Origin of the sequence: Paenimyroides tangerinum (assembly GCF_003865405.1) — a bacterium.
Classification (GTDB): Bacteria; Bacteroidota; Bacteroidia; order Flavobacteriales; family Flavobacteriaceae; genus Flavobacterium; species Flavobacterium tangerinum.
In genome coordinates this window covers 1-20,379 of record NZ_RQVQ01000014.1, presented here as the reverse complement: position 1 = coordinate 20,379, position 20,379 = coordinate 1, and the positions used below count along the sequence as shown (strand labels likewise).

Annotated in this window: 20 protein-coding genes; 16 read left to right on the top strand and 4 right to left on the bottom strand. The window is 31.9% G+C overall.

Annotated features, from left to right (window positions below):
- From rplO to ctlX, 14 genes are all read left to right on the top strand, one after another.
- Entirely contained in the window at positions 1 to 453 is a 453-nt protein-coding gene (rplO, locus tag EG240_RS07525; protein WP_125018781.1) for a 50S ribosomal protein L15, read from the top strand.
- Positions 454 to 466: 13 nt separating this feature from the next.
- Entirely contained in the window at positions 467 to 1,813 is a 1,347-nt protein-coding gene (secY, locus tag EG240_RS07520) for a preprotein translocase subunit SecY (RefSeq protein ID WP_125018780.1), read from the top strand.
- 5 nt (positions 1,814 to 1,818) lie between these two features.
- A complete protein-coding gene (gene infA / locus EG240_RS07515; protein WP_011963449.1) occupies positions 1,819 to 2,034 on the top strand; it encodes a translation initiation factor IF-1 in 216 nt (71 codons plus the stop codon).
- Between the two features lie 11 nt (positions 2,035 to 2,045).
- Positions 2,046 to 2,162 carry a type B 50S ribosomal protein L36 gene (gene ykgO / locus EG240_RS07510; protein WP_002987490.1) on the top strand — a complete coding sequence of 39 codons (117 nt, stop codon included), beginning with the start codon at positions 2,046 to 2,048 and terminating at the stop codon, positions 2,160 to 2,162.
- A gap of 2 nt (positions 2,163 to 2,164) precedes the next feature.
- Positions 2,165 to 2,539 (top strand): 30S ribosomal protein S13, encoded by a 375-nt coding sequence (gene rpsM / locus EG240_RS07505; RefSeq protein ID WP_125018779.1) that lies wholly within the window; start codon positions 2,165 to 2,167, stop codon positions 2,537 to 2,539.
- Between the two features lie 8 nt (positions 2,540 to 2,547).
- On the top strand, positions 2,548 to 2,931 hold the full coding sequence (gene rpsK / locus EG240_RS07500) for a 30S ribosomal protein S11 (protein WP_091522117.1): 384 nt from the start codon (positions 2,548 to 2,550) through the stop codon (positions 2,929 to 2,931).
- Positions 2,932 to 3,017: 86 nt separating this feature from the next.
- Entirely contained in the window at positions 3,018 to 3,623 is a 606-nt protein-coding gene (gene rpsD / locus EG240_RS07495; RefSeq protein ID WP_125018778.1) for a 30S ribosomal protein S4, read from the top strand.
- 25 nt (positions 3,624 to 3,648) lie between these two features.
- Positions 3,649 to 4,641 (top strand): DNA-directed RNA polymerase subunit alpha, encoded by a 993-nt coding sequence (locus EG240_RS07490; RefSeq protein ID WP_125018777.1) that lies wholly within the window; start codon positions 3,649 to 3,651, stop codon positions 4,639 to 4,641.
- Positions 4,642 to 4,673: 32 nt separating this feature from the next.
- Positions 4,674 to 5,147 carry a 50S ribosomal protein L17 gene (gene rplQ, locus EG240_RS07485; protein ID WP_125018776.1) on the top strand — a complete coding sequence of 158 codons (474 nt, stop codon included), beginning with the start codon at positions 4,674 to 4,676 and terminating at the stop codon, positions 5,145 to 5,147.
- Positions 5,148 to 5,268: 121 nt separating this feature from the next.
- A complete protein-coding gene (gene carA, locus EG240_RS07480; protein WP_125018775.1) occupies positions 5,269 to 6,381 on the top strand; it encodes a glutamine-hydrolyzing carbamoyl-phosphate synthase small subunit in 1,113 nt (370 codons plus the stop codon).
- Between the two features lie 63 nt (positions 6,382 to 6,444).
- Positions 6,445 to 7,737, top strand: a complete 1,293-nt coding sequence (gene eno, locus EG240_RS07475) for a phosphopyruvate hydratase (RefSeq protein ID WP_125018774.1) — start codon at positions 6,445 to 6,447, stop codon at positions 7,735 to 7,737.
- Between the two features lie 302 nt (positions 7,738 to 8,039).
- The gene (locus tag EG240_RS07470; protein WP_125018773.1) at positions 8,040 to 9,323 is read left to right on the top strand and encodes a citrate synthase; all 1,284 of its coding nucleotides are present in this window, start codon (positions 8,040 to 8,042) and stop codon (positions 9,321 to 9,323) included.
- 137 nt (positions 9,324 to 9,460) lie between these two features.
- Positions 9,461 to 10,375, top strand: a complete 915-nt coding sequence (locus tag EG240_RS07465) for a dimethylarginine dimethylaminohydrolase family protein (protein ID WP_125018772.1) — start codon at positions 9,461 to 9,463, stop codon at positions 10,373 to 10,375.
- A gap of 3 nt (positions 10,376 to 10,378) precedes the next feature.
- Positions 10,379 to 11,314 (top strand): citrulline utilization hydrolase CtlX, encoded by a 936-nt coding sequence (ctlX, locus tag EG240_RS07460; protein WP_125018771.1) that lies wholly within the window; start codon positions 10,379 to 10,381, stop codon positions 11,312 to 11,314.
- A gap of 37 nt (positions 11,315 to 11,351) precedes the next feature.
- On the opposite strand, the gene EG240_RS07455 is transcribed toward ctlX, so the two are convergent.
- Positions 11,352 to 11,972, bottom strand: a complete 621-nt coding sequence (locus tag EG240_RS07455) for a MarC family NAAT transporter (protein ID WP_125018770.1) — start codon at positions 11,970 to 11,972, stop codon at positions 11,352 to 11,354.
- Positions 11,973 to 12,110: 138 nt separating this feature from the next.
- Here EG240_RS07455 and EG240_RS07450 point away from each other — a divergent pair, with 138 nt between their 5' ends.
- On the top strand, positions 12,111 to 13,106 hold the full coding sequence (locus EG240_RS07450) for an LLM class flavin-dependent oxidoreductase (protein WP_125018769.1): 996 nt from the start codon (positions 12,111 to 12,113) through the stop codon (positions 13,104 to 13,106).
- 30 nt (positions 13,107 to 13,136) lie between these two features.
- On the opposite strand, the gene EG240_RS07445 is transcribed toward EG240_RS07450, so the two are convergent.
- The 3 genes from EG240_RS07445 to EG240_RS07435 form a co-directional block, all read right to left on the bottom strand.
- Positions 13,137 to 13,814, bottom strand: a complete 678-nt coding sequence (locus tag EG240_RS07445) for a hypothetical protein (protein ID WP_125018768.1) — start codon at positions 13,812 to 13,814, stop codon at positions 13,137 to 13,139.
- A 64-nt stretch (positions 13,815 to 13,878) separates the two neighbouring features.
- Positions 13,879 to 15,897, bottom strand: a complete 2,019-nt coding sequence (locus EG240_RS07440; RefSeq protein WP_125018767.1) for a thioredoxin domain-containing protein — start codon at positions 15,895 to 15,897, stop codon at positions 13,879 to 13,881.
- A gap of 84 nt (positions 15,898 to 15,981) precedes the next feature.
- Positions 15,982 to 16,884: a NifU family protein gene (locus tag EG240_RS07435; RefSeq protein WP_125018766.1), complete on the bottom strand. Its 903-nt coding sequence runs from the start codon at positions 16,882 to 16,884 to the stop codon at positions 15,982 to 15,984.
- 125 nt (positions 16,885 to 17,009) lie between these two features.
- Here EG240_RS07435 and EG240_RS07430 point away from each other — a divergent pair.
- A partial coding sequence (locus EG240_RS07430; protein ID WP_148096341.1) for a choice-of-anchor L domain-containing protein occupies positions 17,010 to 20,379 on the top strand: 3,370 nt, incomplete at its 3' end.

Here is a 20,379-nt window from a genome sequence, read left to right as displayed (position 1 = left end):
ATGAATTTAAGTAATTTACAACCAGCAATCGGTTCTGTACATAATCAAAATAAAAGAGTAGGACGCGGAGAAGGTTCTGGTAAAGGTGGTACTTCTACAAGAGGTCACAAAGGAGCTAAATCTCGTTCAGGTTATTCTAAGAAAATTGGTTTTGAAGGAGGGCAAATGCCTTTACAGAGACGTGTACCTAAATTTGGTTTTAAAAATATCAACAGAGTTGAGTACGTAGGGATTAACCTTGATACTTTACAATTAATGGTTGATAATGGAATTATAACTGACACTGTTGATTTCAACACGTTAGTAGAAAATGGATTAACTTCTAAAAAGAGCTTAGTAAAGATTTTGGGAAGAGGAGAGCTTAAGTCTAAATTGAAAGTTACTGCTCACAAATTTACTGCATCTGCACAAGCGGCTATCGAAGCAGCTGGAGGAGAAGTAGTATCTTTATAAATCTTTATAAAGTATGAAGAAGTTTTTTGAAACATTTGCCAATATTTGGAAAATTGAAGAACTTAAGAATAAAATCTTATTAACTTTAGGATTGTTGCTTGTGTATCGTTTTGGTACACAAGTAACATTACCAGGTATTGATGCTACAAGATTACAAGCTTTAACAGATCAGACAGATCAGGGTATTGGATGGTTAATCAATGTGTTTACTGGAGGAGCTTTTTCACAAGCATCAGTTTTTGCACTTGGAATTATGCCTTATATCTCTGCTTCTATTGTAGTTCAGTTAATGGGTATAGCTGTACCATATTTACAAAAACTTCAAAATGATGGTGAAAGTGGTAGAAAGAAAATGACACAAATCACTAGATGGTTAACAATCGGGATTACCTTGATTCAAGGGCCAGGTTACATCTATAATTTGTACAAACAATTACCTCCTGATGCTTTTTTATTAGGTTTTGATGATTTTTCTTTCTTGTTCTCTTCAGTATTGATCTTGACTACAGGTACAGTATTTGCTATGTGGTTAGGTGAAAAAATCACTGATAAAGGAATTGGTAATGGAATCTCTCTATTAATTATGGTTGGGATTCTTGCAAATTTACCTCAGTCGTTTATCCAAGAGGTACAATCTCGTTTAGCGGCAGGTAACGGTGGTGCAATAATGATAGTAATTGAAATTGTTATTTGGTTACTTATTATCATTGCGTGTATCTTGTTGACTATGGCAGTACGAAAAATTGCAGTTCAATATGCAAGAAGAAGTACTTCGGGAGAATACGACGCATCTGCAGTTTCAGGTAACAGACAATGGATTCCATTAAAGCTTAATGCTTCTGGAGTTATGCCTATTATCTTTGCTCAGGCAATTATGTTCATACCGGCAGCTGTCGCAGGTTTATCTTCTTCAGATACCGCACAATCAATTACTGCAACCTTCAGTAATATATTTGGTTGGGAGTATAATTTAGTATTTGCTTTGTTAATCATAATTTTTACTTATTTTTACACAGCAATTACAGTTCCTACAAATAAGATGGCAGACGACTTAAAACGCAGTGGTGGATTCATTCCGGGTGTACGCCCAGGTGCTGAAACAGCTGATTATTTAGATCGTATTATGTCTTTAATTACATTTCCAGGTTCATTGTTTTTAGCAATAATTGCAATATTTCCTGCAATTGCTGTATCTTTGCTTGGAATTCAACAAGGATGGGCTATGTTTTACGGAGGGACTTCCTTACTAATTATGGTAAGTGTTGCGATAGATACTATCCAACAAGTTAATTCATACTTATTAAACAAGCAATATGATGGCTTGATGAAAAGTGGTAAAAACAGAAAAGCAATCGCTTAGTAATTATGGCAAAACAATCAGCAATAGAACAAGACGGAGCAATTATTGAAGCATTGTCAAATGCTATGTTCCGTGTAGAATTAGAGAATGGACATATTGTAATCGCTCATATTTCTGGAAAAATGCGTATGCATTACATCAAATTATTACCTGGTGATAAAGTGAAGTTAGAAATGAGTCCTTATGATTTGTCTAAAGCAAGAATTACTTATAGATACTAAAGGCTATTAAAATGAAAGTAAGAGCATCAGTTAAAAAAAGAAGTGCAGAGTGCATTATTGTACGTAGAAAAGGAAGATTATACGTTATTAATAAAAAGAATCCTAGATTTAAACAAAGACAAGGATAATTATGGCAAGAATCGCAGGGGTAGATATACCTAAAAATAAAAGAGGAATTATTGCTTTAACTTATATCTTCGGAATAGGTTCAAGTAGATCTAAAGAGATTTTAGCTAAAGCTGAAGTTGACGAGAACAAAAAAGTTTCAGAATGGAATGATGACGAGATCGGAGCAATTCGTGATGCAGTTTCTTATTTCAAGATTGAAGGTGAATTACGTTCAGAGATTTCATTAAACATCAAACGTTTAATGGATATTGGATGTAACAGAGGTATTCGTCATAGAGCTGGTCTTCCATTAAGAGGACAGAGAACTAAAAACAACTCTAGAACAAGAAAAGGTAAAAGAAAAACTGTTGCTAACAAGAAAAAAGCAACTAAATAATAAGTAGTATGGCTAAAGCAAATACAAAAAAACGTAAAGTTATAGTTGAGTCTACTGGAGAAGCTCATATTAGCGCAACATTTAATAACATCATCATTTCGTTAACAAACAAAAAAGGTGAAGTTATTTCTTGGTCATCTGCAGGTAAAATGGGATTCCGTGGTTCTAAAAAGAACACACCTTATGCAGCTCAAATGGCAGCAGAAGATTGTGGTAAAGTAGCGTTAGAAGCTGGACTTAAAAAAGTGAAAGTTTACGTTAAAGGGCCAGGAAATGGTAGAGAATCTGCTATCCGTTCAATCCATAACAGTGGAATTGAAGTGACAGAGATTATTGATATCACTCCAATCCCTCACAATGGATGTCGTCCTCCAAAAAGAAGAAGAGTTTAATAAATAGTATAATATAAGGTAGGAATACGATTATCGGAGGATAAGACCTGAATTCATAATCCCTACCTTTTTTAATTTTTTTAGAAATGGCAAGATATACTGGTCCACAAACTAAAATTGCTCGTAAATTTGGCGAAGCAATATTCGGGGATGATAAATCATTCGAAAAAAGAAATTACCCTCCAGGACAACACGGACAAGCGAAAAGAAGAGGTAAAAAATCTGAATACGCTATCCAGTTAATGGAAAAACAAAAAGCTAAATACTCTTACGGTATCTTAGAAAAACAATTTCGTAACTTGTTTAAAAAAGCATCTGCTTCTAAAGGAGTTACAGGTGAAGTTTTAATTCAATTATGTGAATCAAGATTAGATAACGTAGTTTACAGAATGGGTATTGCTCCTTCTCGTAGAGCTGCTCGTCAAATTGTTTCTCACAGACACGTTACTGTAAATGGTGAATTAGTAAACATACCTTCTTACCAATTGAAAGCTGGTGATAAAGTAGCTGTTCGTGAAAAATCTAAGTCTCTTGAAGCTATAGAGCGTTCGTTATCTAATTCTAGCGCTGTTTATGAATGGATTACTTGGAATAATGATACTAAAGAGGGAACTTTTGTTTCTGTTCCTGCTAGACTTCAAGTTCCAGAAAACATTAAAGAACAGTTAATCGTAGAGTTGTACAACAAATAATAATTGACATTCAGTCGAATTTAATATGGCAATATTTAATTTTCAAAAGCCCGATAAAGTTATCATGATCGACTCAACCGAGTTCAAAGGTAAATTCGAATTTAGACCTTTAGAACCTGGTTACGGTTTGACCATTGGTAACGCACTAAGAAGAGTACTTCTGTCATCACTTGAAGGATTTGCAATTACGTCAGTTCGTATTGAAGGTGTTGATCATGAGTTTTCTACTATCGCTGGTGTAGTTGAAGATGTTACTGAAATTATTTTAAATCTAAAACAAGTACGTTTCAAACGTCAGATTGAAGATGTAGATAATGAATTAGTTAGCATTTCATTTACTGGTAAGGAACAATTAACAGCTGGTGATTTCCAAAAATTCGTTTCTGGATTCCAAGTTTTAAACCCTGAATTAGTTATCTGTAATTTAGAAAGTGATATCACGATCAACATGGAGTTAACTATAGAAAAAGGGCGTGGTTATGTACCTGCAGAAGAAAACAAAAAATCAAACGCTCCAATAGGAACTATTTTTACAGACTCTATTTACACGCCTGTAAAAAATGTTAAATATGCTATTGAGAACTACCGTGTTGAACAAAAAACTGATTATGAAAAATTAGTTTTTGATATCGTTACAGACGGTTCTATTCATCCTAAAGACGCATTGACTGAAGCAGCTAAAACGTTGATTCATCATTTTATGTTATTCTCTGATGAAAGAATCACTCTTGAGGCCGATGAAATTGCTCAAACTGAAACATATGATGAAGAGTCATTACATATGAGACAGCTTCTAAAAACGAAATTGGTAGATTTAGATCTTTCAGTAAGAGCGTTAAATTGTTTAAAAGCGGCTGAAGTTGACACATTAGGCGATTTAGTTTCTTATAACAAAAACGATTTAATGAAATTTAGAAATTTCGGTAAGAAATCATTAACTGAATTAGAAGAACTAGTTCAAGTTAAGAGTTTATCTTTCGGAATGGATCTATCAAAATACAAATTAGATAAAGAATAATCTAGACCTCAAAGTCTAAATTCTAGAAAGCAATGAGACACGGAAAAAAAATAAATCACTTAAGCCGCCAATCTGCACACAGAAAAGCGATGTTGGCTAATATGGCTTGTTCATTAATTGAGCACAAGCGTATTAACACTACAGTTGCTAAAGCTAAAGCTTTGAAACAATATATTGAGCCTTTAGTAACTAAATCTAAAACAGACGACACTCATAACCGTCGTATTGTTTTCTCTTACTTAAAAGATAAGTATGCTGTAACTGAATTATTCAGAGAAGTTGCTGCTAAAGTTGGAGACCGTCCAGGTGGATACACTCGTATTATTAAGTTAGGTAATCGTTTAGGAGATAACGCTGATATGGCGATGATCGAATTAGTTGATTTCAACGAACTTTACAATGCTGGTACTAAAGAAGTGAAAAAAGCATCTACTCGTAGAGGTAGAAAAAAAGCTGATGCTACAACTGAAGCTGCTGCTGAGACTTCAACAGAAACTAATGAATAATTATTTATTCATGAATATTATATTAAAAAGGACATGCTTTTATAGTTTGTCCTTTTTTTTATTTTCTTTTTTAATCTGTAAAATTTATTTGTAATTTTGCAAAGTTTATAACAACTCAACAATGAAATATACTTCAAGAGATAAAGCAATTATCTTATTAAGCGATGGAACCATTTTCTACGGTAAATCTATCGGGATTAAAGGTACAACTACTGGTGAAATTTGTTTCAATACTGGTGTAACTGGTTATCAAGAAATTTTCACGGATCCTTCATATTACGGTCAAATTATGTTATCTACAAATGCACATATCGGAAATTACGGTGTGCATGAAGATGAAGTTGATTCAGATGGAATTAAAATTTCAGGTTTAGTTTGTAAGAATTTTAGTTTTAATTATTCACGTCCTGCTGCATCGGGTTCGTTATATGACTATTTTGAAAAGAAAAATTTAGTTGTAGTTTCTGATGTTGATACTCGTGCTTTAGTTAGTTATATACGTGATAATGGTGCTATGAATGCTGTAATTTCGACTGATGGAAAATCTATCGAAGAATTACAAGCTATTTTAAACGAAGTTCCTAATATGAATGGTTTAGAATTAGCTTCTGCTGTTTCTACAAAAGAACCTTATTTTTATGGTAATGAAGATGCGTTATTTAAAGTTGCTGCGTTAGATTTAGGAATTAAAACAAATATTTTAAGATGTTTCAATGAGCGTGATGTTTATGTAAAAGTATTTCCTTATAACACGCCTTTTTCTGAATTAGCTGCTTTTAATCCAGACGGTTTCTTCTTATCAAATGGTCCTGGTGATCCTCAACCGTTGACTGAAGTTATTGAAGTTGCTAAAGAAATGATTGCTTCAGATAAACCTGTTTTCGGAATTTGTTTAGGACATCAATTAATTGCACTTTCTCAAGGTGTTTCAACTTATAAAATGTTTAACGGTCACCGTGGAATTAATCATCCTATTATGAATGCGATTTCTGGTAAAGGTGAAATTACATCTCAAAATCATGGTTTTGCTGTTGATAGAGCAGAAGTAGAAGCGCATCCGAATTTAGAAATTACTCATTATCACTTAAATGATAATACGGTTGCTGGAATTCGTTTGAAAGATAAACAAGTTTTTTCAGTTCAATATCATCCGGAATCATCTCCTGGACCAAATGATTCAAAATATTTATTTGATGAGTTTGTTCAGAATATGAAAAAATATAAAGAAGCTTAGGCTTCTTTTTTTAAATCAAATAATTACATTTGCAAAAAAAAAACACAACACAATTAAATAATTATGAGTACAATCGTAAAAATTCATGCACGTCAAATTTTAGATTCACGTGGAAATCCAACTGTAGAAGTTGATGTAGTAACAGAAAATGGTATTTTAGGTAGAGCAGCAGTTCCTTCTGGAGCTTCAACTGGAGAGCACGAAGCTGTTGAATTACGTGATGGCAGAAAAAGCTGGATGGGTAAAGGAGTTTTAAAAGCAGTTGAAAACGTAAATACTATTATTGCTGAGAATATTGTAGGATTTGATGTTTTTTCTCAAAATGCGATTGATCTAGCGATGATTGAATTAGATGGAACTAATAATAAATCTAATTTAGGAGCTAATGCAATCTTAGGAGTCTCTTTAGCTGTTGCAAAGGCTGCGGCTAATGAGTTAGGTTTGCCTTTATATCGTTATATCGGTGGAGTTTCTGCTAATACTTTACCTGTGCCAATGATGAATATCATTAATGGTGGTTCACATTCTGATGCGCCGATTGCTTTCCAAGAATTTATGATTATGCCTGTTTCTGCAAAGAATTTTACAGAGGCGATGCAAATGGGTACTGAAATTTTCCATAATCTTAAAAAGGTTTTGCATGATAGAAATTTATCAACCGCAGTTGGAGATGAAGGTGGTTTTGCGCCTAATTTAGCTGGTGGAACTGAAGATGCTTTAGATTCAATTAAATTAGCTGTTGAAAATGCAGGTTATGTATTTGGTAAAGACATTATGATTGCTTTAGATTGTGCTGCGTCTGAATTTTATGTTAACGGAAAGTATGATTATACCAAATTTGAAGGTGATAAAGGAGTGGTTAGAACTTCTGAAGAACAAGCTGATTATTTAGCGGATTTAGCTTCTAAATATCCAATTATTTCTATTGAAGATGGAATGTATGAAGATGATTGGTCAGGTTGGAAATATTTAACCGAGAAAATCGGAGATAAAGTTCAATTGGTTGGAGATGATTTATTTGTAACTAATGTTGAGCGTTTGTCTAGAGGTGTTTCTGAAAATATTGCCAATTCAATTTTGATTAAGGTGAATCAAATCGGAACGTTATCTGAAACAATTGCTGCAGTAAATATGGCTCATAATGCAGGATTTACCTCAGTAATGTCTCATCGTTCTGGAGAAACTGAAGATAATACAATTGCTGATTTGGCTGTTGCTTTAAATTGTGGTCAAATTAAAACGGGATCGGCTTCTCGTTCAGATCGTATGTCAAAATATAATCAATTATTAAGAATTGAAGAAGAGTTAGATTCAGTTGCTTATTATCCTCAAATGAAAGCGTTTAAGGTTAAGTAATTGTTATAAAAATTATATTTTTATGCATCTTGGAAACAGGATGCATTTTTTATGTTATTTAGCAATATTTAGTAATAGAAAAGTAAATTAATCGATATTGAAGTTATTTTGATTGTTATATTAATAAATATTTATTTTTTTCTTAAATTCATTCAATTAATTTTTGTTAAATGTCTGTAATTGCTATGATATTCGAATAAATTTAAAGACTTTTTTGGTTTTTATTTTCTTTTTTTTTGGTTTTATTTCGTAGAAAATGCGTAAATTCGCTGTTAGCAATAAAAAAACAAATAATTTATAATATGTCAAAAAATGCAACTTTAGAGATAGATGGCAAAAAAGTTGATCTACCTTTAATCGTAGGTAGTGAGAACGAAGTTGCTATCGACATTGAAAAGCTACGTGCTTTAACTGGGGCAATTACTTTAGATCCTGGTTACAAAAATTCAGGTTCTTGTAAAAGTGCAATTACTTTCTTAGATGGTGAAGAAGGAATTTTGCGTTATAGAGGTTATTCTATCGAAGAATTAGCTGAAAATTCTAACTTTTTAGAAGTAGCTTATTTAATTATCTTCGGAGAATTACCAACTCAAGATCAAATCGAAAAATTTGAAACAGATATCCGTAAGCATACATTAGTAAACGAAGAGATGAAGAATATCATCGATGGTTTTCCTAAAAATGCTCATCCAATGGGAGTTTTGTCTTCATTAACTTGTGCTTTAACAGCGTTCAATCCTGGTGTTGTAAATGTTGAAAATGACGAGAAAATGTATGAAGCAATCTGTAAAACAATGGGTAAATTCTTAGTGATTGCTACTTGGACTTACAGAAAAGCTAAAGGATATCCGTTGAATTACTATGATAATACAAAACCTTATGTTGATAATTTCTTGCGTTTAATGTTTGAGTTACCAACTGGTCCTTATACAATCAATAAAACGGTTTTAAACGCAATTGATAAATTATTTATCTTACATGCTGATCACGAACAAAACTGTTCTACTTCTACAGTAAGAATGGTTGGTTCTTCACATGCTGGCTTATTCGCTTCAATTTCTTCAGGTGTTTCTGCTCTTTGGGGACCATTACATGGTGGTGCTAACCAAGCAGTTTTGGAGATGTTAGAAGAAATCGAAAAAGATGGTGGAGATGCAGATAAATATTTAGCAAAAGCTAAAGATAAGAATGATCCATTCCGTTTAATGGGATTCGGACACAGAGTTTACAAAAACTTCGATCCACGTGCTCGCATCATCAAAAAAGCTGCTGATGAAGTTTTAGCTGAATTAGGAGTTAATGATCCAATCTTAAAAATCGCTAAAGATTTAGAAGAAAAAGCATTAAAAGATGAGTATTTCGTAGCTAGAAATTTATATCCAAACGTAGATTTCTATTCAGGAATTATTTACCGTGCTTTAGGTATTCCAACTGAAATGTTTACGGTAATGTTCGCTATTGGACGTTTACCAGGTTGGATTGCTCAATGGAAAGAAATGCGTGTTAACAAAGAACCAATTGGTCGTCCTCGTCAAGTATATGTAGGTGAGCCATTACGTTCTTTCAAAAAAATGAACGAACGATAGACAGATACAATTTTTATTTATAAACTCTTCAAAAGCCAGACTTATCATCTGGCTTTTGTTGTTTATATAATAGATATATTTTAAAAAAAGCTTTGAATTGTATTTTCATTTTATATATTTGTGAAAAAACACCCGTTATGTTACAGTTAAATGTAAAAAATGAATCGTCTCGTTTAAGGGCTGTTGTTTTGGGTACTGCTAAAAGTAACGGACCAACGCCTACTATTGAAGAAGCTTATGATCCTAAATCTTTAGAGCATATAATTGCTGGGACATATCCAGTTGAGCAAGATATGATTCTAGAAATGGAAGCTTTTAATAAAGTATTTCAAAAATATGACGTTAAAGTTTATCGTCCAGAAATTATCGAAAATTGCAATCAAATTTTTACTCGCGATATTGGTTTCGTTATTGATGATATTTTTATTAAAGCAAATATTCTTCCTGATAGAGAAAATGAATTAGATGCAATAAATTATATTATAGAAACGATGCATCCTGATAAGGTTGTTCGTCCGCCAGAAGAAGTTCATATCGAAGGTGGTGATGTGATGCTTTGGAATGATTATATTTTTATCGGAACTTATAAAGGTGCTGATTATAAAGATTATATTACAGCAAGAACAAATATGCAAGGAGTGGAATACATTAAAAAAATATTTCCACATAAAATCGTAAAAGAATTTAATTTAAGTAAATCTAGAACTGAACCACGTGATAACGCATTACATTTAGATTGTTGTTTTCAGCCTGTTGGAGAAAATAAAGGCATAATTTATAAAGGCGGCTTTCTAGATGAAGCGGATTATCAATATTTAGTTGAATTATTTGGTATGGAAAATTTATTCCATATCGAAAGAGAAGAAATGTATCATATGTTCTCAAATGTTTTTTCAATAGATAAAAATGTTGTAGTTTCGGAAAAGAACTTTATAAGATTAAACAATTGGCTTCGTGAAAACGGATTTGTTGTTGAGGAAATTCCTTATGCTGAGATTTCTAAACAAGAAGGACTTTTACGTTGTTCAACTTTACCATTAATAAGAGATTAAAAAATGAGCCAGATTACAAATTCTGTTTTAATGATTCGTCCGGTTGCCTTTCGTATGAATGAGCAAACGGCTGTAAATAATTATTATCAAAAAGTATTAGAAAATACGACTCCTGCAACTGTTAACGCAAAAGCTCAACTTGAGTTTGATGCTTTTGTTGAAAAATTAGGTTCTGTTGGAGTGAATGTTGTTGTGGTTGAAGATACTATAGAACCAAACACACCAGATAGTATTTTTCCTAACAATTGGATATCTTTTCACGAAAACGGTGATGTTGTTTTATATCCGATGTTTGCTCAGAATCGCAGACAAGAACGTCGTGAAGATATTTTGGATATGTTGGAAGAAAAAGGTTTCATAATAGAAAATATCATTGATTATACTTCAGCCGAAGAAGATAATATTTTCTTAGAAGGAACTGGAAGTATGATTCTGGATCGAGAAAACGAAAAAGTTTATGCAGCTTTATCACCTCGTGCTGATGAAGAATTAATCATTGAGTTTTGTGAAGAATTCTTTTCTGATCCGGTGATTTTTGAAGCTTATCAAGATACGCCAGATGGTAGAAAATTAATTTATCACACCAATGTAATGATGTGTGTTGCTGATGAATTTGCGGTAATTTGTGCCGATTGTATTGATGATAAACAAGAACGTAAAATTGTTTTAGATCATTTAAAGAAATCTGGCAAAGAAATTATTTATATCACCGAAGATCAAGTCAATAATTTTGCAGGAAATATGTTGCAAGTTTTAGGTGCTAATGATAAAAAATATTTGGTTATGAGTACACAAGCTTATAACAGTTTAAATAAAGGTCAGATTAATGCAATCGAAAAACATTGTGAAATCTTACATTCTTCTTTAGATACGATTGAAGCTTGCGGTGGTGGAAGTGCTCGCTGTATGTTAGCTGAGATTTTCTTACCTCAAGAATAATATAACTAAAAAGGTTTCTGAATTCAGAAACCTTTTTTTATATTTTGAAAATAGCTACTAGTGAATTTACGATGTACTGAACTCCGATAGCTAAAACTAAAAAACCAATGATTCTTGAAATAGCTACGATACCTGAAGCTCCTAAAAGTTTAGATAAATAATTCGCACTTCTTAAAATCAAAAATACGCTTAAAGATAGAATTAAAATAGCTCCAACAATAATTGCTTTGTCTGAGTATTCTGGGTAATCTTGATACATCGCAATTAGTAATGACATTGAACCTGGTCCTGCCATCATCGGAATTGCAAGTGGAGTTAAGGCAATATCACTTCTGTGTTGTGCATCGTCTGTTACTTTTTTGCTAACGCCTCGTTTTTTACTAAAAGTTCCAGAAAGTAATCCAAATCCAGAAGTACAAATAATAATACCTCCAGCAATCCTTAAAACATCAATGCTAATGCCGAAAAATTTTAGTACATATTCTCCAATAAAGAACGAAATTATTAAAATAATACAAACATTTATAGCTGCCCATAATGCTGTTTTGTTTTTTGATTCTTTCGAATCATCTTGAGTTAATCCTAAAAAAATGGGAACACTTCCTAATGGATTTATTACCGAAAAAAGTGCTGCAAATGTGAGTAAAAATAAATCCATATTTGTATTTTGAGTTTCATTAAAAGTAACCAAAATCAGTCTTATTTACAATAGAAATTAGTTTTACTTAGAAATTTTTTTAAGAAAACATTTTGGAATAATTATTTTATAAACTTTAATTTTATTAAAAATTTTGAGATGATTAAATATTCTTTTTTAGATTTAGCATATGTAACCGAAGACGCAACAATTGCAGAAACTTTTGATAAAACATTAGAATCCGCAAAACACGCAGAGCTTTTAGGTTTTGAGCGTTTTTGGTTGGCAGAACATCACAATATGGATGGAGTCGCGAGTTCAGCGACTTCTATTTTAATTGGTTTTGTAGCAGGAAATACCCGTAAAATTCGCGTTGGCTCAGGTGGTTTGATGTTGCCAAATCATTCTCCATTAGTAGTTGCCGAACAGTTTGGAACATTAGCAACTTTATATCCTAATCGAATTGATTTAGGTTTAGGACGTGCGCCAGGAACAGACCATTTGACTGCTTCGTATATTCGACCTGATTTTTATGAAAATGCTCAGAATTTCCCGAAGAACGTTTCGTTGTTGCAGCAATTTCTTTCATCAGAAAATAAGAATTCAAAAGTTAGAGCAATTCCTGGAGAAGGAGTTGATGTTCCCATTTGGATTTTAGGTTCAAGTACTGAAAGTTCAGTTTTGGCAGCGTCCTATGGTTTACCTTATGCATTTGCTAGTCATTTTGCACCAGCTCAGATAAAAAATGCTTTTGATTTTTATAAGAATAATTTTCAAATTAATGATGTTCTTCAAGCTCCATATACATTAGCTTGTGTAAATGTTATAATTGCTGATTCACTTCAAGAAGCGCAACGTTTAGCAACTTCTTTTTATATGATGTTTTTAGGAGTAATTCGCAATGAACGAAGAAAAATGCAAGCACCAATTGATTCGATGGACGGAATATGGAATGTAAACGAAGAAGCGATGGTGCGTCAAATGTTGACCTGTTCTTTTATTGGAACTAAAGAAATTGTAAAACGAGAATTGTCTAATTTCTTAAACAAAATTCCGTGTGATGAAATTATGATGAGTTGTCCAGTTTATGATTTAGAAGCTCGAAAAATTTCGATGACCTATTTTTCTGAAATTTTGTCTGAATTAAATGTATAAAAAAATCTTCCAAGCGGAAGATTTTTTTATTTATGCAATTGAATTTAAAAAAGTAGCAAATTTAATTAAGTCTGCATCGTCTTTAAAATTGATTTTATTTGATTTAAAATACTCTTTAATTTGAGCTTCTTTTCCTGGGAATAATTTAATGTATTCTTTTTGTTTTGTTGGTAACTCAGAAACCACATCACCAATTTTTAGAAAGAATGTATCCGAAGCTTTTTTGTATTGAGCTAGGGTTGCAGTATCGTATGTGTTTGAAGCGGCTCTTGCTTCTACAAAGTTTATTTTTTCTAACTTGTAGATGCTTACATTTTCTGTTTTTTTAATTGCTGCTAAATATGCTTCAGTACCTTTTCCTTTTTTATCGTTATAAGAAATTAATTCATAGCTTTTGCCATCTGTAAATTCAATTAATGTGTTGTTTTTTTTGATAAGAATTAATTCTTCATTATCTTTTTTATATTCCATCACATTTGTATGTGCATTGAAACGAATTTGAAAAGGTTGAGTTCCTCCATTAACTCTTGCAGGTTTAAATTCTTCAATTATATATTCAGAACCTACCACTGCTGGTTTTTCGTTCGAGTTGTTTTTGTAAAAAGTTAAAACACCTGTTCCTGTAACTCCTTGTGCATTTATTTGAGCAAAAGTATTTGAGAATGTAAATAATGCGATTGCACTAAGTGCGATTTTTATTTTTTTCATAATATTGATTGGTTTTATAAAACGAAACGCTAAATTAGTTAATAATTGTTTGATTTAAAAATAGTTAATTGTTAATGTTTTCGTAATAAATCGAAAATTCTTCAATTGAGTTTATTGGTTTTAAACAATTTTTGTTTGTACAAATGTAAATATCTGTAGTTTGATTGAATGAATAATCTTTTAAAAATGGCACATTCGATTTGCACTTACTTCCAGAAATAATACTATTTGGTATAAAGAAATTATTTATTTCATTATTGTATTCATTTGCTTTATCTCCAATAATTGTAATTTCAGTGAAAGATTTTTCTGTTTTCAAAAAAGCTAACAACCAATGAGAAAACGCTGAAGCATAATCAATAGTTTCCAAGATATGATTAGTCATCTTTTTTGCTGTTTCTGTAAAATAAGAATTTTCAAAAAGTAATCCTAAAACAATTAAATTATTTGCCATTACTGAATTTGAAGCAGGAACAACATTGTCTTCTATTTCAAAATGTTTGATAATTAAATTTGGGTCATTTTTATGTGAACAGAAAAATTGTTTTTCTACATCATAGAATAAATCAAAAGCTACGTGTGTATAATTTTTCGCTTTTTGTAAATAGGATTCATCAAAAGTTGAAGAATACAAATCAATATAAGCTTGAATTACAAATGCATAATCTTCAAATAATCCATCTATATAAAGTTGATTGTTTTTGTAAACGTGGCCTAAATGATAATCTTCTTTTGTTAATTGATTTGATATAAATGTTTCTAAGGAAGTAATCGTATTTTCTAAGGCGATATCGTTTAAAATACTATTTGCATGAACTAATCCAGATAATAACATAGCATTCCATGAAGTGATAATCTTGTCATCAAGTCTTGGTTTTTGTCTTTTATCTCGAATTTGTTTTAATTGTATTTCCCAAATACGTTTTTTCTCAACTAATTCCTCTAACGGAATATTCGCTTCTTTTGCGATTAGTTCAAGTTCTTCATTTTGAATTAAAACATATAAATCTTCTTCCCAAAAGCCAAAAGAATTAATATTGAAAACTTTACTAAACAAATCAAAATCATCAGAAATTATGTTTTTTAACTCTTCAATTCTCCAACTGTAAAAAGCACCTTCAACCAATTTGTTTTCTTTTGTTAACGAATCGGCATCAAAAGCTGAGTAAAATCCGCCTTGAGCGTTATAAAATTCATTATTCAAAAACTGAATTGTTTTTGTAATAACTTCTTTATATAAAGGTTTGTTGGTTCTTTTGTATGCATCTGAATACGTTTTTAGCAGCAAAGCATTGTCATATAACATTTTTTCGAAATGCGGAATGTGCCATTTTACATCAACTGAATATCTGCTAAATCCACCATGAACTGTATCAAATAATCCGCCCCAAGCCATTCTTGTTAAGGTTAAATCTACATAATCTAAAATAGCATTGTCTTTTTTTAGAAATCCAAAAGTTTGAAGAAAATCTAAATTTGTTGGCATCATAAATTTAGGTGCACGTGAATATCCACCAAATTCCAAATCAAAACTTCTTTTCCATTTGTTGACTAATTCATCTAAATCAAACGAAGTTTTGCTTTTAGGAAGTTCATTTGTATCACTCATGATTTCTATTCCGTTTAAAAGTTTATCGGCATAATCAATCATTTTTTCAGGGTCATTCTTATATAAATCTGCTAATTGCGACAATACATTTATCCATTCATTTTTGTTTACATAAGTGGCTCCCCAAACTGGTTTTCCGTTAGGAAGTGCTACAATGTTTAACGGCCAACCACCTTGTTTAGTCATCAATTGTAAAGCCTTCATGTAAATTGCATCGACTTCGGGTTGTTCTTCACGATCAATCTTAATTGAAATAAAATCCGTATTCATGACTTCTGCAACTTCAAAATCCTCAAAGCATTCATGTTCCATTACATGGCACCAGTGGCAAGCAGAATAACCTATACTTATAAGGAGTAACTTATTTTCTTTTAAGGCGTTTTCTAATGTTTTGTTATTCCAAAATTTCCAATGCACTGGATTTTCGGCATGCTGAAGTAAATAGGGTGAATGGGCGTTTTTTAGCTGATTCATTTGTTGAATAGTTTAATATGTAAAAATACACTTTCGAATGGTATAAAAAAAACGTTCACTTTTTAAGGTGAACGTTTTAATTTTTTATCCGTTGTTAGCTTCTACGATGATGTCGTTATCGTTAAGCATTTGACGTAACATGTTTTCAATTCCGTTTTTAAGTGTGAAAGTAGAAGAAGGACATCCGCTACAAGCACCTTGTAAAGTTACCGAAACAAGTTTCGTTGCGTCATCATAACTATTGAAAGAAATGTTTCCACCATCTGCAGCAACAGCTGGTTTAACGTATTCTTCTAGAATATTAATGATTTGTTGTGATGTAACATCCAATTTATCGAAATATTCTTCTTGCGCTTTTTCGTGTACTTCGGTTTTAACGATTAAATCTTCCTCGATAACTGTTCCACCGTTTTCAATGAAATTTTTGATAAAACTGCGAACTTCAATTGTGATGTCGTTCCAGTCGTACGAATCGTATTTAGAAATTGACACGTAGTTTTCATCAATAAACACTTCTTTTACATAAGGAAATTTAAATAATTCTTTTGCTAAAGGAGAAACTTCTGTTTGGTCGATGTTTTTAAACTCAATTGCAGTCTGAGTAAGTTTTTTATTGGCAACAAATTTTAGAACTGCTGGGTTTGGAGTTGTTTCTCCGTAAACCGTTACTGGAATTTTTTTGTTTTGAGAATTGTCTTTTTCAATTAAAACTTTCCCACCGTCAATTACAAATTTTTCAATTTCTTCAGCAACAGCATCTTGAACATCTGCCCATTCTACGATTGAAAAACGCTCAATGGCAATAAAATTACCTGAAATGTAAACCGTTTTAACAAAAGGTAAATAAAAAAGTTTTTTTGCTAAGGGCGAATTTTCTGTTTCATCGATGTTTTTATACTCGAAATTTGAGCCGTAGCTTAAGAAATCTGGGAATTCAAACTTCAGAATGGCAGGGTTTTGCGTTTCTTTTATATTGACTTTAAACATTTTTTAAGATTTTTTACAAAATTAACAAAGAAATATGGATTGATTATTTATATTTGGAATTTAAACGAAAAATTAACATTTGTTTAAATTAAATTTATCTTAAATCAACTTACTAATATAAATTTATGAAAAAGTACTTTTTGTTTTGTTTGCTCTTTTCCTGTTTTTGGGGGATTTCTCAGCCAATTGCAGTTAGTACAACGCAATATACAGTGGATCAACTAGTCACTGAAGTTTTGATAAATACGCCTTGTGCTATTATTACTAATATAACTTCAAATACAGGAAGTAATCACGGGTCTGTTAATGGAATTGGATATTTTCAAAACACAAATCCTAATTTTCCAATGACAAACGGTATCATTTTGAGCACAAGTGCAGCTATTGATGCTCCAGGACCTCAAGGGTCTCCTACTTTGTCAGGAGGTTGGCCAGGAGATCAACAATTGTTTGATTATATGACAGCCTTGGATATTGATCCAGGTTTGCTTGGTTATAGAGATGCTTCAATTATAGAATTTGATTTTACTCCTTTTACAGATCACATGAGTTTTAATTTTTTATTTGCTTCTCGTGAATATGGATTCTATCAATGTGATTTTTCGGATGCCTTTGCATTTTTTTTGACAAATACAGTTACAGGAGAAATTACAAATTTGGCATTAGTACCAAATACAAATGATCCTATATCAGTTATTACTATTCGTGATTCGCAATTTAATATAGGCGGTCAAAGTGAAGACGATTGTCCATCCATGAATCCTGAATATTTTGGTTCATATAATGTTGGTGATCCTGTTGGTGCGATAAATTACAATGGACAAACAGTTAAAATGGTTGCGGCTTCTGATGTTACTCCAGGTGTTCAATATCACATAAAGTTAGTTATTGCTGATAGGAATGATAGTATGTTGGATTCTGCAGTTTTTATTGAAGGAGGTAGTTTTGATATTGGTCAGCCAAATTTGGGTGAAAATAGATTGATAGAAGATGGATCAGCAATGTGTTCTGCTGAAGAATACGAGTTATCGACTGGTTTAAATCCCGAACAATATTTGTTTCAATGGACTAAAGATGGTGAATTGATTCCTGGTGCGACAGATCCTACTTATACTGTTACAGAGTCTGGTTTATATGGTGTTCTTATTACTGCAGTTTTTGGATCTTGTGAACAAAATCCTGAACCTGTAAGGATTGAGATTTTTAATGAATTAGAGATTACAAATTTACCTCAAAATCTTAATTCTTGTCCTAACAAAGGAGATGTTACTTTTTTTGATTTAAGAGATTCTGAAATAGGGGTAACTAGTGAGCCTGTTATTTTTAGTTATTTTTTATCTGAAGAAGATGCTTTAAATAATATGAATTCTATTTCTCCAATCTTTGAGTTAGATAATGATATTACTCTACCTGTTACTATTTGGGTTCGTATTACTGGATTAACTTTGCCATGTTCAAGAGTTGAGTCATTTACAATTGTATTAGATAACTGTGTTTTACAATTAGAACATTTACCTGATTTGTCTATTTGTGTCGGATCTCAACCAAATTCATTTGATTTTATTCCTTATAAGGATCTGGTTTATCATGGGATAATTGGTTATACCGTAACTTTTTATAATTCGGAAGACGATGCTTTGTTACAGACAAATCCAATAGACAATAATATCATTTCAAATTATACAGCTACAAATGGAGAAACGATTTGGGTTAGGGTTCAAGATGATAATGATATTGAAATCTATGGAATAGAATCGTTTAGTTTACATTTATATGATTTGCCAGTTGTTAACACACCACAGGCTCTAAGTTCTTGTGAAGTAAATGGTTTAGGTTTTGCAACATTTGACCTTAGTGTAAATGAAGTAGATATTATTGGTAATCAATCGAACATAGCATTAGAGTATTATAGAACTTATGCTGAAGCTGAAATTGGTAATGCCGCTGCTAGTTTACCTTTATTATATACTGGAGCTCAAGGTGATATTTATATTAGAGTTATTAATTCAAAAACGGGATGTTACATTATTCTTACTCAAGCTTTATTAATTGTTGAAGTTCCGGTTTTAAGTAATATAGCTCCGTTGGAAATTTGTGATTCTAATAATGATGGTTACGGTATTTTCAATCTTATTCCAACTACAACTGCTATTACTGGAAATCCTGTTCCTGCTGGTTTGATAATTTCGTATCATGAAACAATAGGTGATGCAAATAATAATGCAAATAGAATTCAAAACATTGGTGCATATGAAAATATTGTTCCAAATATTCAAACTATTTATGTTAGGGTTTCGCGTGTAAATTCAAATTGTTATGCAACAATGCCAATTGATTTGATTATAAAACCAACTCCAAATATTACAATTTCAACTCCATTGACAACTTGTGATTCAAATAACGATGGTGTTGCAGATTTTGATTTAACATCTAAAGTATCAGAAGTATTAAACGGATTAGATCCTTTAGATTATATCGTAACGTTTCATATAAATGAAGAAAATGCTCTGTCAGGAATTAATGAAATATCGAATCCGTCGAGTTATTCTAATTTAACATCTAATTCCGTTTTTGTTAGAGTAGAATCAATTGGTGGAGGATGTTCAAAAGTTGTAAGATTGTTTTTAGTAACAAATCCAACGCCTGTAATTGTAAATCCAATTGCTACATATTCTTCATGTGACGATAATTTCGATGGATTCCAAGTATTTGATATTGCTAGTAAAATTCCATTAATTACTGGAACACAAACTGGTTTACAAGTAACTTTCCATTATACTTTAGCTGATGCTAATTCAGGATCAAATCCATTAGCTTCACCTTATCAGAATGTAGTTCAAAATGTACAAACACTTTTTGTTCGTGTTCAAAGATTAAGTACTGGTTGTTTTACAACAACAACAATGGATATTCGTGTATCACCTGTACCAGTATTAAATGTACCAGTTACTCCATTTGATATTTGTAGTGATACAGATACTAGTTTTGGAACTGTTAATTTATCAAGTTTCAATGCGCAACTTTTAAATGGTGGCCCAGATCATGATTTAAAATATTTCGAAACACAAGCTAATGCTCAAAATAACGTGTTACCTATTTTAAATCCAGAAGCTTATAATAATTTAGAACCTAATAATTCATCGGTTTGGGTTAGAGCAACTAATAAAATTACTGGATGTTTCTCTGTTTACAAAATTAATTTCCGAATATTAGTTTCACCTAAGATGCCTGTAACTTTACCAAATATAATTACATGTGACGTTCAAAATGATTTATTTGATGGTATAACGCCAATTGATTTAACTCAGCAAACGCCATTGATTCTTGCAGCTCAGACGATTGCAGGTAATTATGAAGTTCGTTATTTTACATCATTAGTGTTAGCTAACGTTGGTACTAATTGGATTGCAAATCCACAAGCTTATATGAATTCAACAAATCCTCAAACGATTTGGGCTCGTGTTCAAAATACTGCGCATCCAACAACTTGTTTTG